Here is a 14,959-nt window from a genome sequence, read left to right as displayed (position 1 = left end):
GCCGGCAGTCCTCACCTGGTCCCCCTCACTTTGCAGGTGCCGGATTGGCGCAAGCCGGCCTCTGCAGAGGCAGTGGCAATTCATCCCATTGAATCCCCCACCCAGTACCCAAGTAGCATAGGTCCATTCCCAGGCCCTTCGTACACTGATGCTTCAGAGGGGGAGTCAACGATGCACAACAGTGAAGGCGTAGTCAGCGCCATGTCCCAGGCCACCGATGCCGGGCAGGCCGCCGAGGAACTGGCGCGGCAACTGCTGCATCCGTACCTGGGTTTCGTGCTGTTTTTCTGCTCGGCGTCCTACGATCTACAGGTCCTGGGCCAGGCCTTGCAACAGTGCTTCGGCAATGTGCGAGTGGTCGGCTGCACCAGCGCCGGTGAGATCACCCCCCAAGGCTACGGTCGCAACTGCATCACGGCAGTCGGCTTCAACCATGCGCACTTTTCCATCGCCACCGAACTCATCGACCAGGTGGAGCATTTCAACCTGATCAACGCCCAGGACATGGTCGAGCGACTGGTGGGCGGTTGCCGTAGCAATACCCTGGCGCCGATCAAGGGCAACACGTTTGCCCTGACCTTGCTTGACGGCCTGTCCAGCCGCGAAGAAATGGTATTGGCCGCGCTCAGTGCGGCCCTCGGGGATATCCCGCACTTCGGCGGCTCGGCCGGTGACGACAACTTCCTCACCCACACCCACGTGTATTTCAACGGTGTATTCCACAGTGGCGCGGCGGTGGTGGTGCTGGTCAATACCTGGTTGGATTTCGAGGTGTTCACCACGCACCACATCCTGCCGCGCACGGAAAAGCTGGTGGTCACCGGCGCCGACAGCCCGTCACGCCGCGTCTTCGAACTCAACGCCGAGCCCGCTGCCGAAGAGTACGCACGGCATATCGGCGTGGCAGTGGCCGACCTCGACCATCGCGTCTTCGCCGCCCACCCGCTGGCGGTGCGCATTCACGATCAGTACTACGTGCGCTCGATCCAGCAAGTACACGCCGACCTCAGCCTGAGTTTCTACTGCGCGGTGGAAAACGGCATCGTGCTCACCGTCATGAAGCCTGGCCCGATCCTGCCCAATCTGGAAACCCTGTTCGACGGCCTGCAAGCGCGCCTTGGCGACCTGTTGCTGACCATCGGCTGCGATTGCTTCCTGCGCCGCCTGGAACTGGAAGACACCGGCAACCTGGAACAGATCGGCGGGTATTTGCGCGACCAGCGGGTGATGGGCTTCAACACCTACGGAGAACAGTTCAATGGCATGCACATCAACCAGACCTTCACCGGGGTCGCCATTGCCCGAGGCCGGCGCTGACCTTTCCGCTCAACTGGCCCGGCTGCAACAGGACAACCACAAGCTGGCGCGGATCAACGCGGCGCTGATCGAGCGCATCGAGTCCGGCATGACCCAGGGCAACAACCCCTACACCACCTTCCAGCATTCGGTGGTGCTGGCCGAGCAAGTGCGCGAGCGCACCGACGCGCTGAACCAGGCAATGGCCGAACTCAAGGCCAGCAACCACCTGCTGATCAATGCCCGGCTACGCGCCGAAACCCTGCGCGGCGAGCAGGCCGCCGCGCAGAAGGCCCAGGAAAGCGAACGCTGGATCCGCCTGATCACCGACAACGTGCCGGCGCTGATCGGCTACTTGAATGCTGATCTGGTCTACGAATTCACCAATAAAGTCTATGAGGAATGGTACTGCTGGCCGCGCGGCATGATGCTCGGCCAGAGCCTGCGCGAAGTGCACAGTGAGCAACATTGCCAGCGCCTGGACGCCTACGTCGCCCGCGCGTTGGCGGGGGAGAGCGTGACCTTCGAATTTGCCGAAACCAACATCAACAACCAGGAGCGCTACATGCTGCGCTCCTATGTGCCGAACCTGTTGGCCAGTGGCGAGGTGGTGGGGATCTTCGTGTTGATCCGCGACATCACCGAACGCCGCCGCACCGCCGAGGCCTTGCACCAGGCCTATCAGCACCTGGAGCAGCGCGTGGCGCAGCGCACGTCGGAACTCACCTCGCTCAATGACCAGTTATTGAAGGAAATCGACGAACGCCGCCGCATGGAAACAAGGCTGCGCGAAGCCAAGCTGGAGGCCGAGCAGGCCAACCTGTCCAAGACCAAATTCCTTGCCGCCGTCAGCCATGACCTGCTGCAACCACTGAACGCGGCGCGGTTGTTCACCAGTGCCTTGCTGGAGCGCCCCAGCGAAACCCTGGTGCGCAATGTGAGCAACTCTCTGGAAGACGTGGAAAACCTGCTGGGTACGTTGGTCGATATTTCCAAGCTGGATGCTGGGGTGATCAAGGCGGATATCGCGCCGTTTGCCCTGAGTGAACTGCTGGAAAACCTGGCTGCCGAGTACACCGAACTGGCCCGTGCCGAAGGGCTCGAACTGCACTTTGTCGGGTGTTCGGCGCTGGTGCGCAGCGATATCCAGTTGCTGGCGCGGATCCTGCGCAATCTGCTGAGCAATGCCCTTCGCTACACCTATAACGGTCGCGTGGTGTTGGGGTGCAGGCGCCAGCATCAGCGCCTGTTGATCCAGGTGTGGGACAGCGGCATGGGCATTACCGAAGACCGACTGGAGGAAATTTTCCAGGAGTTCAAGCGCGGCGATGTGCAGCGCCCTGACCAGGATCGCGGGTTGGGCCTGGGCCTGGCCATCGTGGAAAAGATCGCCGGCATCCTCGGCCACCGTATCAGCGTCAAATCCTGGCCAGGCAAGGGCTCGATGTTTTCGGTCGAGGTGCCGTTGAGCGCCACTGCACCCAAGTCATTGCCGGCCCCGTGCATGAGCGAGCCCATGCTCGAACGCCTGCAAGGCGCGCGGGTGTGGGTGCTGGATAACGACGCGGCGATCTGCGCCGGCATGCGCACCTTGCTCGAAGGCTGGGGTTGCCGGGTGATCACCGCGCTGTCGGAACAGGACCTGGCCCGGCAGGTGGACAACTACCATGCAGAGGCAGACCTGTTGATTGCCGATTATCACCTCGACGACGACCAGAACGGCGTGGACGCGGTGGCGCGGATCAACGCTCGACGAGGCCGTGCGGTGCCGGCGTTGATGATCACGGCCAACTACAGCAACGAGTTGAAGCTGCAGATCCGCGAGCTGGGGCATACGTTGATGCATAAGCCGGTAAGGCCGATGAAGTTGAAAACCGCCATGAGCCATTTGCTCGGCCAACACGCCCAACTGTAGGAGACGGTTTGCCGGCGATGGCGTCCTCGAAGGCGATGCCAGGCTTAAAGGCCTCATCGCCGGCAAGCCGGCTCCTACACGGGGCAATAAAGTCAGCGGCGCAGGTACGAACCGAAGTCGATATCTCCCGCGCTCAAAATCGCCTGTACCCGATTATGCACATTCAACTTGCGCAAAATTGCCGAAACATGGGCCTTCACCGTGGTCTCGGCAATCTCCAGGGTATAGGCGATCTGCTTGTTCGACTCGCCTTTGGTCATGCGTTCCAGCACCAGCAACTGTTTTCGCGTGAGGGCCTGCAGCAGCTCCGGGGCAAACCCCGGGCTATCGTGCATGCGCCGTTGCCCGGTGTTTTTCTGGGTGCGGATGATGTCGGGCGGCAAGTACACGTTGCCGTTGAGAATCTGCTGGATTGCCTCGGTCATTTGCAGGCGCGGTGATGACTTGGTGATGAAACCCACGGCGCCGTAGGTGATGGCTTGCAGCACGATTTGCTTGTCCTGCTCGGCCGAGACGATCACCACCGGAATGGTCGGTGACTCGTTGCGCAGGTTGATCAACCCGTTGAGGCCGTGCATGCCGGGCATGTTCAAGTCCAGCAGGATCAGGTCGAGGTCGTCGTGTTCCTGGGTCAGGGCGAGGGCGCTGTCCAGGTCGGCGGTTTCCATCACGTCGCTGCCTGGGAAACCGTCGCTGATGACGTTATGAATCGCCTCGCGAAACAGCGGGTGATCGTCGGCAATCAGAATTTTGTACATGGCCGTTCACCTTCTTGTTGTGGTTTTTTATTCAAAGGGTTCGGGTGTCGCAGCCATCACTGGCAGTTTTGCCGCTTCCCATGCATCCAAGCCATCGCGATACCAATACACAGAGGTATAGCCCAGGCTGGCGGCTCGTTTTACCGCGTTCCAACTCAGCCAGCAATCGGAGCGGCAGTAGAACACCAGCGGGCGTGCCAGCTGGCCGTCGGTGAACTTGTACAGATGCCGCACGAAGTAGCCCTGCCATTCCGGCGTGAGGTCGCCGTCGCCGGTATTGGCCAGCCAGTGGCTGCCGGGCAGGTTGGCGTGGGGCTGGTCTTCGATGAAGCGGCCTTGCAGCCATTGGCGGCGGTACACATCGATGAGTACCGGTGCGGGCGTCTGGTTGAGCAGGGTTTGCAGGGCTGGGGTGTCGACGATGGTTGCGCCGGGCAGACCATTGGGCGTAGGGCTTCGGTACAGGCTGGTGCGGTAGCCCTCGGCGGAAAACAATGGGGTGTCGGCCTGTACGTGGCTGATGAACAGGCACAACAGTGCCGCAAGGGGCAGTCGAACGTGCAGCATGGCGGGTCAATCCTTATCGTTATGCGCCCATTACACGCGAGTCCCGCTGCCTTGGGAATGCGACGATAGACAGGAAAACCAGTACCAAAGTAGTAGGTCGGCGCAGGCCATTGGGTTCTAGCATGCACAGCACGCACTGCCATTGGAGGCGCTATGAACATCCTGTTGGTCGACGATCACGCCGTGGTCCGCCTGGGCTATGCCGGCCTGTTGCGCAGCGGCCTGCCGGGTATGGAGGTGCGTGAAGCGGCCAGTGGCGAAGAGGCCCTGGCGCGGGTGCATGAGGCGGTGCCTAACCTGGTGATCATCGGCTTTGGCCTGCCAGGTATCAGTGGCCTGGAAACCACCCGGCGCCTGCGTCAGCGCCTGCCGCAATTGCGCGTGCTGTTTTTCAGCCAGCATGCCGAGCTGCCCCTGGTGCGCCAGGCTTTGGACGCGGGCGCTTCGGGTTATCTCACCAAGCGCGCTTCGCCTGCGGTGATGCTTGAAGCGGTTGAGCGCATCCTTGACGGCCACACCTATATCGAACAGGACCTGGCCACCCAGTTGGCGTACCACCCCACCGATCGCCGCCTCCAAAGCATGACCCAACGCGAGTTGGAGATTTTCCTGATGCTCGCCAAGGGCACCCCGGCTCGTTCGATTGCGGCGCAGCTGAGTATCAGCAGCAAGACCGTGTCCAACCACCTGACCTTGCTCAAAAGCAAGTTGCAGGTGAGTTCCCATGCCGAACTGGTGCACCTGGGCATCGACATGGGCGTGGTGCGGGTGGCGGGTTAACGCGAATCTTCACTGTAGGAGCCGACTTGCCGGCGATGGCGTCCTCAATGGCGATGTAAATGCCGGTAAGCCTGAGGTATGTCTAGCGGTCCCAAGTGGTGGGGCAGTCCTTGCAGCCTTCCATATTTGCGTCCTGAAAGTTCGCATAATGCTGGCGGCTGCCGCTGAGGGTGGCCTTTTCCAGGTTGCTTTCACCAAACTTGGCTTCTTGCAGGTTGGCGTCGCTGAGGTCTGCGCCTTGCAGGTCAGCCTTGCTCAGCCAAGTCATTTCCAGGTCGGCCGCGCGCAGGTTGGCCTTGTGCATTTTTGCCCCCGACAGCCGTGCAAACTGCAGGTAGGCGGCGCTCAGGTTGGCGTTTTCAAATTGCGCGCCCTGGGCAAACATCCCCCAGCCTTGCACGGCCATCAGCGTGGCGTCGGTAAAGTCGGCCAGGCGCAGGTTGGCTTGTTGCAGGCTGGCGCGGGTCAGGTTGGCGCCTTGCAACTGGGCCTTTTCCAGATTGGCCAGGTCAAGGTTGGCGTGGCGCAGATCCGCACCGCGCAGGTCGGCACCGGCCAGGTTCATGCCGCTCAGGTTCTGGTTGCGCAGGTTGGCGCCCTTGAGGTTGGCGCCGGGGCATTGGCTGTGTTCGGCAAGAGTACAGCCGTTGATGACCAGGGGGGCGTCGTCGCCGTCATCGGCGTGGGCCAGGGGGAGGGATAGCAGGACTAATAAGGGCAGATATTTCATCGCGAGACCTCTGGGGATCCTGTGGTGAGCGGGCTTGTTGTGGTGAGCGGGGCAAGCCCGCTCACCACAAAGGGTGACCCCGGCATACTCAGTGGGGGTTATTTCTGAGCGGTTTTCTGATCCCAACTCGGAATCTTGAACACCCAGAACGACCCACCCTGTGCCACCGGCTTGGTCAGCTCGGCCATGTCGCCGCCCCACAGCGGCACCGCACCGCCGTAGCCGACGGTGACGCCGATGTACTGCTCGCCATCCTGTTCCCAAGTGATCGGCGGCGAGACGATGCCGCTGCCGATCTGGAACTTCCACAGCTCCTTGCCGGTTTTCGCATCGAAGGCCTTGAAGAAACCATCGCCGGTGCCGGTGAACACCAGGTTGCCCTTGGTCGCCAGCACGCCGGCCCACAAGGGCAGGTGTTCCTTGTGCTCCCACACCACCTTGCCGGTGGTCGGGTTCATCGCCCGCAAGGTGCCGACGTGGTCGTCATACATGCGCTTAATGCGGAACCCCATGCCCAGGTACGCCGAGCCCTTCTTGTAGTTGACCTCTTCGGTCCAGTATTCCTCTTTCCACTGGTTGCCCGGGATGTAGAACAGGCCGGTGTCCTGGCTGTAGGCCATGGGGTTCCAGTTCTTGCCCCCCAGGAACGGTGGCGAGACTTCCACCGGCTTGCCCTTGGTTTCACCCGGCAACGGCTTGGCCGGACGCTGGCCTTCGTTTTCCACGGGGCGGCCGGTCTTCAGGTCGATGTGGCTGGCCCAGGTGATGTTGTCGACAAACGGGAAGGCGTTCTGCAGCTTGCCGTTGTTGCGGTCCACCACATAGAAGAAGCCGTTGCGGTCGGCATGGCCGGTGGCCTTGATGACCTTGCCGTCCTTGTCCTTGTAGTCGAACAGTACCAGTTCGTTGTTGCCGGAGAAGTCCCAAGCGTCGTTCGGGGTGTGCTGGTAGAACCATTTTACTTCGCCGGTGCTGGGGTCGACGCCGACCTGGCCGGAGGTGTAGAGGCTGTCGAAATCGTGGGGGTTGCCGTCCTTCGATGTACGCGCCCAGGTGTTCCATGGGCCGGGGTTGCCGGCGCCAACGATGATGGTGTTGGTCTCGGCATCGAAGCTCGCACTTTGCCAAGGCGCGCCGCCGCCGTGGCTCCAGGCCTCGACCTTGGCGGTTTCGGTGGTTGGGTCATCCGGCCACGACGGCGCTTTGACGTCGCCGGTCGGGGTGCTGTCCTTGCCATTCAGGCGGCCCATGTGGCCTTCCACGAACGGGCGCATCCAGACTTCTTCGCCGGTGTCCGGGTCGCGCGCATACAGCTGGCCAACCACGCCGAATTCATCGCCGGAGCTGCCGTGGATCAGCAGCACCTTGCCGCTGACTTTGTCTTTGATCAGCACTGGGGCGCCGGTCATGGTGTAGCCGGCGGCGTGGTCACCAAATTTTTTGTTCCACACCACTTTGCCGGTGTTTTTGTCGAGGGCGATCAGGCGCGCGTCGAGGGTGCCGAAGTAGATCTTGTCGCCAAAGATCGCCGCGCCACGGTTGACCACGTCGCAGCACGGGCGAATGTTGTCGGGCAGGCGGTGGTTGTAGGTCCACAGGCGCTTGCCGGTCTTCGCATCAAGGGCGAACACGCGGGAATAGGAGCCGGTGACGTAGACCACGCCGTCGCTGACGATGGCCTGGGATTCCTGGCCGCGCTGCTTCTCATCGCCGAACGAGTACGACCAGGCCGGCGTGAGCTTGAACACGTTCTTGTCGTTGACCTGCGCCAGTGGGCTCCAGCGTTGGGCGTTGGTGCCCATGCCGTATTGCAGCACGTCCTTGGTGGTCAGGTGGTCGTTGGCGATGTCTTCCCAGGTGACATTGCGCGTCTGCTTCGTTGCGGGTTCGGCAGCGGCATAGCTTGCAGCACTGAGGGACAGGCTGCCCACCAGCAGAAAGGCTTGCACGGCAAGGCTCAAAGGTGAGAGGGCGGGTAGCGATCTTATTGTCATGGTTGCAGTTCCCAGTGGAGGTTTTGGCCTGCACAGGTTGCTGCCTGGATGCGGCGGCGAATACGGAAAAAGTCCCGGTGTTGCCGGGACAATTTCCCGAACCGCCTCTGATTTAGCAGTGCCCCACAAGGCCTGCTACCAACGGATGAGAACCCGCCCACCAAAGCAGCATACGGGTGCCGCCGGGGGCTTCTTAAGATGGTTGCCATAGCCTCTGCGAAGAGGTTTTGCGTGCAATCCTGAGGGAAAAAATAATGACAACAAAACGCAACGCCTTGATCACCGCCTGCCTTTTTGCCGGCGCGCTCAGTGCCGGTTCCGTCTGGGCCCACGGCAACGTGACACCCACCGCCGTGGAAACCAAAGGCCTTACCCCGATCAAGGAGGCCGGCGTGCCATTGGACGCCGATGGCTGGGCCGCCACCAACCCGTATCGCACCACTGCCGAACACGACAAGGCCGTCGAAGTGGGGGCCTCGGCGTACAACCAGAACTGCGCGGCGTGCCATGGCCTGGAAGCCAAGTCCGGTGGCATCGCCCCCGACCTGCGCATGCTCGATGCCGGTGACGCCGGGGATGAGTGGTTCGTGGAGCGTGTGCGCCATGGCGCGGTGCGCGATGGCCGGGTATACATGCCGAAAATGGCGGATTATTTGAGCCAGGAAGCCCTGTGGGCGGTGCGTACCTACCTCGACAGCGTGCACGTCGAGGAGTAAGCCATGCGCCTGCGCGGGTGGTGGGTATTCTGTTTGCCAATGCTGGCCTGGGGCGCGCCTGTCGACCCGGTGCCCTCGGTGATGTGGGCCTACTATCACCAGCGTTTTCTCGACAACGCGCCGTTTTTGTTCGACGAGCGGGTGAAACTCTTGGCGCCACCGTTCGCTGAGGATGCACGCCAGGTGCCGTTGGAAATCGACGCCCGTGCGTTCGAGGGGGAGGTGGTGAAAATCCTCGCCTGGGCCGAGTTGAATCCGTTGCCGCAGATCGTCGACTTCCAGCCGCTGGAGCGCGTGCTGCCGTGGTTGTCGATCCGGATTCGCATCGAACAGGCCACGCCCTTGCGCGCGGCGGTATTGACCAAGGATGGCATTTGGCATGTCGGCTCGACCCTGATCGATGCCGCCGGCGGTGGTTGCACGGCGCCCAGCGTGGTGCGCACCCAGCCCGGTTGGGAAGACCACCTCGGCGAAGTGCTCGGCGGGCGTTACCCGCGTGCCGCGTTCAGCCGCCTGAAGCTGCAAGTCGCGCATCCGATGGATAACGGCATGGTCAGCGGCATTCCCGAGTTCTTCATCAACCAGGCCGAACTGCACGGTGTGAATAACCAGCTGTTGGCGCGGCTGGAGCTGTTCCCTGCGGTCAGTGAAAACCCCAACCTGGCCTTCGACGTCGAAGGCGCCGGGCCCACACGCCTGACCCTGCGCGACACCAGCGGCAGCCAGTTCGAGGCGGCCATCCCATGACCCAGCGCTGGATTCTGCTGTGGCTGCTCATGCTCAGCCTGCCGGTGCTGGCCGAGCTGGACTACGGCCTCAAGCCGCGTTTGATTGCCGATAACACCTGGGTGCTGGAAGGCAGCACCGACAACTTTGCCAAGGACAACGGTGGCAACATTGTCAACGTTGGCTTCATCGTCACTGAACCTGGCGTCGTAGTGATCGACACCGGGCCGTCCAAACGCTACGGCGAAGCCCTGCGCCAGGCCATTGCCGGTATCACCGACAAACCGGTGATCCAGGTGCTGCTGACTCACAATCACCCCGACCACGCCCTGGGCAACCAAGCCTTCAAGGACGTGCCAATCGGCGCCCTGGCTGGCACCACCGAGCTATTGCATGAGCAGGGCGACAGCATGGCCGAGAACCTGTATCGCATGGTCGGTGATTGGATGCGCGGCACCGAAGTGGTAATGCCCAACCAGACCCTGCAACCCGGCGTGAAAAGCTTCGGCAGCCACGACCTGCAACTGCTGCAGCTGCGCGGCCATACCGGTGCCGACCTGGCGATCTTCGACCAGAAGACCGGCGTGCTGTTTGCCGGTGACCTGGTGTTCTACCAACGTGCGCTCACCACGCCTCATTCACCGGGGCTGCTGATCTGGCTGGCGGATATCGCCACCCTGCAAGGTTTGCCCTGGACGCTGATCGTACCCGGCCACGGCCCCATCGCGACCGACGCCAAACCCTTCGAGCAGATGCACGACTACCTCACTTGGCTCGACCAGTTGCTACGCGACGGTGCGGCCCAGGGCAGTGACATGCCTGAGCTGATCCGTAGCCCGATCCCGGAGCGATTCGCCGCGATCAGCCTCAGTCGCTATGAGCTGATCCGCAGCGTGACCCACCTGTACCCCCACTACGAACGCACCCAGATGCAGCCCATCAACACCCAACAATAAGCAGAGGCCTCACCATGATCTACGCCCAACCTGGCACCCCCGGCGCCATCGTCAGCTTCAAGCCGCGCTACGGCAATTACATCGGCGGTGAGTTTGTCGCGCCGATCAAGGGTGAGTACTTCACCAATACTTCGCCGGTAACTGGCGAAGTGATTGCCGAATTCCCGCGTTCCAGCGCCGCCGATATCGACAAGGCCCTCGATGCCGCCCATGCCGCCGCCGATGCCTGGGGCAAGACCTCGGCTCAGGATCGTGCTCTGGTGTTGCTGAAAATCGCTGACCGCATCGAGCAACACCTCGAAGTGCTGGCGGTGGCCGAAACCTGGGACAACGGCAAGGCGGTGCGCGAAACCCTCAACGCCGACGTGCCTCTGGCCGCTGACCACTTCCGCTACTTCGCCGGGTGCATCCGGGCCCAGGAGGGCGGTGCCGCCGAGATCAACGAGCACACCGCGGCCTATCACTTCCATGAGCCCTTGGGCGTGGTCGGGCAGATCATCCCGTGGAACTTCCCGCTGCTGATGGCGGCCTGGAAACTTGCGCCTGCGTTGGCTGCCGGTAATTGCATCGTGCTCAAACCGGCCGAGCAGACGCCGTTGTCGATCATGGTGTTCGCCGAGCTGATCGGTGACCTGCTGCCGCCTGGCGTGCTCAACATCGTACAAGGCTTTGGCCGCGAAGCCGGGGAAGCGCTGGCCACCAGCAAGCGCATCGCCAAGATCGCCTTCACCGGCTCCACTCCGGTGGGCGCGCACATCATGCACGCGGCCGCCGAGAACATCATTCCGTCCACCGTAGAGCTGGGCGGCAAGTCGCCGAATATCTTCTTTGAAGACATCATGCAGGCCGAGCCGCAATTCATCGAAAAAGCCGCCGAAGGCTTGGTCCTGGCGTTCTTCAACCAGGGCGAAGTGTGCACCTGCCCATCACGCGCGCTGGTGCAGGAGTCGATCTACGATGCGTTCATGGCCGAGGTGATGAAGAAGATCGTCAAGATCAAGCGCGGCAACCCGCTCGATACCGAGACCATGGTCGGCGCCCAGGCGTCCGAGCAGCAATTCGACAAGATCCTCTCTTACTTGAAGATCGCCCAGGAAGAGGGCGCAGTGCTGTTGGCCGGTGGCGCGGCCGAGCGTCTGGAGGGCGACCTGTCCAGCGGCTATTACATCCAGCCGACCCTGCTCAAGGGCCACAACAAGATGCGCGTGTTCCAGGAGGAAATCTTCGGGCCGGTGGTGGGCGTGACCACCTTCAAGGACGAAGCCGAAGCCTTGGCGATTGCCAATGACAGCGAGTTCGGCCTGGGCGCCGGCCTGTGGACTCGCGACATCAACCGTGCGTACCGCATGGGCCGGGCGATCAAGGCCGGGCGCGTATGGACCAACTGTTATCACCTGTACCCGGCGCATGCGGCGTTTGGTGGGTACAAAAAATCCGGTGTCGGTCGTGAAAACCACAAGATGATGCTCGACCATTACCAGCAGACCAAGAACCTGCTGGTGAGCTACGACATCAATCCGCTGGGCTTCTTCTGATTCAACGCGGTCAAAACTGTGGGAGCGGGCTTGCTCGCGAAAGCGGTGGATCAGTCAACCTATATGTGGCTGACACACCCTATTCGCGAGCAAGCCCGCTCCCACATTTTGACTTCTGTACATTCGCGACTAATGCAGTGTCTTCGCTACTTCGAAAGTAGTATTCGCCCTCTCAACCTCACATGCATTAATGCCTATACCGGAACCCTCCGGCACAACAAGAGGACTGCCCCTATGTGGACCAAACCTGCGTTTACCGACCTGCGTATTGGCTTCGAAGTCACCATGTACTTCGCTAGCCGCTGATCGCGGGTGCGCCAGGAAGGATGCCTCTTTGGTCTGATTGCATTCGCGGCCGGATCGGTTAGTGTGGAGCGCATTCTTCCAAAATAATAAAAACAGGCTTTCCAATGAGCCAGACCCTGAGCCAGCTGCGTAAATTCGTCTCGCCTGAAATCATCTTTGGTGCCGGCTGCCGGCACAACGTCGGCAACTACGCCAAGACCTTCGGTGCGCGCAAAGTGCTGGTGGTCAGTGATCCTGGCGTGATCGCCGCCGGTTGGGTGGCCGATGTGGAGGCCAGCCTGCAAGCCATCGGCATCGACTATTGCCTGTACAGCGCCGTTTCACCCAACCCCCGCGTCGAAGAAGTCATGACTGGCGCCGAGGTGTACCGCGAAAACCATTGCGACGTGATCGTCGCCATTGGCGGCGGCAGCCCCATGGACTGTGGCAAGGCCATCGGCATCGTGGTGGCCCACGGGCGCAGCATTCTTGAGTTCGAGGGCGTCGATACCATTCGCGTGCCCAGCCCGCCGCTGATCCTGATCCCCACCACCGCCGGCACCTCGGCGGATGTCTCGCAGTTCGTGATCATATCCAACCAGCAGGAACGCATGAAGTTCTCCATCGTCAGCAAGGCGGTGGTGCCGGATGTGTCGTTGATCGACCCGGAAACCACCGCCAGCATGGACCCGTTCCTGTCCGCCTGCACCGGCATCGACGCGCTGGTGCATGCCATCGAGGCGTTCGTCTCCACCGGCCATGGTCCGCTCACCGACCCCCATGCGCTGGAAGCGATGCGCCTGATCAACGGCAACCTGGTGCAGATGATCGCCAACCCCACGGACATTGCCCTGCGCGAGAAAATCATGCTCGGCAGCATGCAGGCCGGGCTGGCGTTCTCCAACGCGATTCTCGGTGCGGTGCACGCCATGTCTCACAGCCTCGGCGGCTTTCTCGATCTGCCCCACGGCCTGTGCAACGCGGTGCTGGTCGAACATGTGGTGGCGTTCAACTACAGCTCGGCACCGGAGCGCTTCAAGGTGATCGCCGAGACCTTTGGCATCGACTGTCGCGGCCTAAATCACCGGCAGATCTGCGGACGGCTGGTGGAGCACCTGATCGCGCTGAAACATGCCATTGGCTTCCACGAAACCCTTGGCCTGCATGGGGTGCGCGTGGCGGATATTCCGTTCCTGTCCCAGCATGCGATGGGCGACCCGTGCATCCTCACTAACCCGAGGGAGTCGAGCCAGCGTGATGTAGAGGTCGTCTATGGCGAAGCTCTCTGACGACCAGCAGCGCGCGCTCGCGGGGCTGTTGGGGCTGAGCGACCAGTCGGCGCGCAAGAGCCATTACCCGGAACTCACCGCGCGGCTGGATGAGTTGGAGGCCGAGCGCAAGCGCTATATCCGTCTCAACGATGAGCTGGAACAACGCGTCGCTGCGCGCACCGACGAGTTGCTGGAGGCCAACCACAACCTGCAGCAACAGATTGCCCAACGCGAACAAATCGAACAGGACCTGCGCGACGCCCGCGACGCCGCCCAGGCCGCCAATCGCAGCAAGGACAAGTACCTGGCCGCCGCCAGCCATGACCTGCTGCAACCGCTGAATGCCGCGCGGCTGTTGATCGCCACCCTGCGTGAGCGCCAGTTGCCCAGCGCCGAGCAGGTGCTGGTTGAACGTACGCACCAGGCGCTGGAAGGCGCCGAGGATTTGCTCACCGATTTACTGGATATCTCGCGGCTCGACCAGGCGGCGGTCAAGCCGGATGTGGCGCTGTATCGGCTCGACGAACTGTTCGCGCCGCTGGTCTCGGAGTTTCAATCAGTGGCCCAGGCGGCGGGGCTAAACCTGCGGGTGCACACCGGGCGTTATGCGATCAGCACCGACCTGCGGCTACTGACGCGGATCCTGCGCAATTTCCTCAGCAATGCCTGCCGCTACACCGACGAAGGCTGCATCCTGTTGGGTGCCCGCAGGCGCGGCCATTGTTTACGCCTGGAAGTGTGGGACACCGGGCGTGGGATTGCGGCGGACCGGTTGCAGTCAATCTTTCTGGAATTCAACCAGCTCGATGTCGGCCGCGCTGCCGACCGCAAGGGCGTGGGGCTGGGGTTGGCGATTGTCGAGCGGATCGCCGAGATCCTCGGGTATCCCATCGCCGTGCGTTCCTGGCCGGGGCGGGGCTCGATGTTCAGCATCGAAGTGCCGTTGAGTGATGAGATGCCGTTGCCGATCAGCCAATTGCCGGTGCAACCGACCACCGGCAACCCGCTGCCGGGGCGGCGTTTGCTGGTGATCGACAACGAGGTGAGCATCCTCGAAAGCATGCGTGCGCTGCTCGGGCAATGGGGCTGTGAAGTGGTCACCGCCACCGACCAGGCCGGTGCTTTGCTGGCCTTGCAGGGCAGGGCGCCGGAGTTGATTTTGGCGGATTACCACCTGGACCATGGGGTGGTGGGTTGTGCGGTGGTCAAGCAGTTGCGCGAGCACTTTGCCTGCAACATCCCGGCGGTCATTATCACGGCCGATCGCACAGACCAATGCCGCCGTGCTTTGCGTCGCCTGGAAGCACCGTTGCTGAATAAACCGGTCAAACCCGGCAAGTTGCGGGCGGTGTTGAGTCAGTTATTGGCCTAGGTCAACACGCCGAAGGTGGTTTTGTCCCATGCTCAAGGCCTGATTTAGAGCCTTGGAG

14 protein-coding genes are annotated in these 14,959 nt (G+C 62.0%); 10 read left to right on the top strand and 4 right to left on the bottom strand.

Annotated elements, in window-relative coordinates:
• Nucleotides 1-171 precede the first annotated feature (171 nt).
• Both nosP and RB216_RS18635 read left to right on the top strand, forming a co-directional pair.
• Nucleotides 172-1,317, top strand: coding sequence for a nitric oxide-sensing protein NosP (gene nosP, locus RB216_RS18640; RefSeq protein WP_028616975.1), 1,146 nt, complete (start codon nucleotides 172-174; stop codon nucleotides 1,315-1,317).
• Complete coding sequence (locus tag RB216_RS18635) at nucleotides 1,259-3,211, top strand: PAS domain-containing hybrid sensor histidine kinase/response regulator (RefSeq protein WP_068937215.1); 1,953 nt, start codon at nucleotides 1,259-1,261, stop codon at nucleotides 3,209-3,211. The genes nosP and RB216_RS18635 overlap by 59 nt, the downstream gene beginning before the upstream one ends.
• Nucleotides 3,212-3,303: 92 nt before the next feature.
• Here the strand turns inward: RB216_RS18635 and RB216_RS18630 are convergent, their stop codons facing one another.
• Nucleotides 3,304-3,969, bottom strand: a complete 666-nt coding sequence (locus RB216_RS18630) for a response regulator transcription factor (protein WP_028616973.1) — start codon at nucleotides 3,967-3,969, stop codon at nucleotides 3,304-3,306.
• Nucleotides 3,970-3,996: 27 nt separating this feature from the next.
• Nucleotides 3,997-4,536 (bottom strand): PQQ-dependent catabolism-associated CXXCW motif protein, encoded by a 540-nt coding sequence (locus tag RB216_RS18625; protein ID WP_308907718.1) that lies wholly within the window; start codon nucleotides 4,534-4,536, stop codon nucleotides 3,997-3,999.
• A 153-nt stretch (nucleotides 4,537-4,689) separates the two neighbouring features.
• Here RB216_RS18625 and RB216_RS18620 point away from each other — a divergent pair, with 153 nt between their 5' ends.
• Entirely contained in the window at nucleotides 4,690-5,316 is a 627-nt protein-coding gene (locus RB216_RS18620) for a response regulator (protein ID WP_068937216.1), read from the top strand.
• A gap of 82 nt (nucleotides 5,317-5,398) precedes the next feature.
• Here the strand turns inward: RB216_RS18620 and RB216_RS18615 are convergent, their stop codons facing one another.
• Together RB216_RS18615 and exaA are read right to left on the bottom strand one after the other, a co-directional pair.
• Complete coding sequence (locus RB216_RS18615) at nucleotides 5,399-6,046, bottom strand: pentapeptide repeat-containing protein (protein WP_122684000.1); 648 nt, start codon at nucleotides 6,044-6,046, stop codon at nucleotides 5,399-5,401.
• A 98-nt stretch (nucleotides 6,047-6,144) separates the two neighbouring features.
• A complete protein-coding gene (exaA, locus tag RB216_RS18610; RefSeq protein WP_308907717.1) occupies nucleotides 6,145-8,040 on the bottom strand; it encodes a quinoprotein ethanol dehydrogenase in 1,896 nt (631 codons plus the stop codon).
• 254 nt (nucleotides 8,041-8,294) lie between these two features.
• Here exaA and pedF point away from each other — a divergent pair, with 254 nt between their 5' ends.
• The 7 genes from pedF (at nucleotide 8,295) to RB216_RS18575 (ending at nucleotide 14,901) form a co-directional block, all read left to right on the top strand.
• Nucleotides 8,295-8,756 (top strand): cytochrome c-550 PedF, encoded by a 462-nt coding sequence (gene pedF / locus RB216_RS18605; RefSeq protein WP_308907716.1) that lies wholly within the window; start codon nucleotides 8,295-8,297, stop codon nucleotides 8,754-8,756.
• 3 nt (nucleotides 8,757-8,759) lie between these two features.
• Nucleotides 8,760-9,503, top strand: coding sequence for a quinoprotein dehydrogenase-associated SoxYZ-like carrier (locus RB216_RS18600; protein WP_028616967.1), 744 nt, complete (start codon nucleotides 8,760-8,762; stop codon nucleotides 9,501-9,503).
• A complete protein-coding gene (locus RB216_RS18595) occupies nucleotides 9,500-10,438 on the top strand; it encodes a quinoprotein relay system zinc metallohydrolase 1 (protein ID WP_308907715.1) in 939 nt (312 codons plus the stop codon). Before RB216_RS18600 ends, RB216_RS18595 begins: the two co-directional genes overlap by 4 nt.
• Before the next feature lie 14 nt (nucleotides 10,439-10,452).
• On the top strand, nucleotides 10,453-11,973 hold the full coding sequence (gene exaC, locus RB216_RS18590; protein ID WP_028616965.1) for an acetaldehyde dehydrogenase ExaC: 1,521 nt from the start codon (nucleotides 10,453-10,455) through the stop codon (nucleotides 11,971-11,973).
• A gap of 234 nt (nucleotides 11,974-12,207) precedes the next feature.
• Nucleotides 12,208-12,279: a pyrroloquinoline quinone precursor peptide PqqA gene (gene pqqA, locus RB216_RS18585; protein ID WP_010209364.1), complete on the top strand. Its 72-nt coding sequence runs from the start codon at nucleotides 12,208-12,210 to the stop codon at nucleotides 12,277-12,279.
• Between the two features lie 104 nt (nucleotides 12,280-12,383).
• Nucleotides 12,384-13,547 (top strand): alcohol dehydrogenase-like regulatory protein ErcA, encoded by a 1,164-nt coding sequence (gene ercA / locus RB216_RS18580; protein WP_028616964.1) that lies wholly within the window; start codon nucleotides 12,384-12,386, stop codon nucleotides 13,545-13,547.
• Complete coding sequence (locus tag RB216_RS18575) at nucleotides 13,531-14,901, top strand: ATP-binding response regulator (protein WP_308907714.1); 1,371 nt, start codon at nucleotides 13,531-13,533, stop codon at nucleotides 14,899-14,901. Before ercA ends, RB216_RS18575 begins: the two co-directional genes overlap by 17 nt.
• Nucleotides 14,902-14,959: the final 58 nt, after the last annotated feature.

The organism is Pseudomonas canadensis (genome assembly GCF_030980095.1).
In the GTDB taxonomy this organism is placed as follows: domain Bacteria; phylum Pseudomonadota; class Gammaproteobacteria; order Pseudomonadales; family Pseudomonadaceae; genus Aquipseudomonas; species Aquipseudomonas canadensis.
The sequence above is the reverse complement of the archived record's forward strand: the minus strand, read 5'-3'. Positions and strand labels throughout refer to the sequence as shown.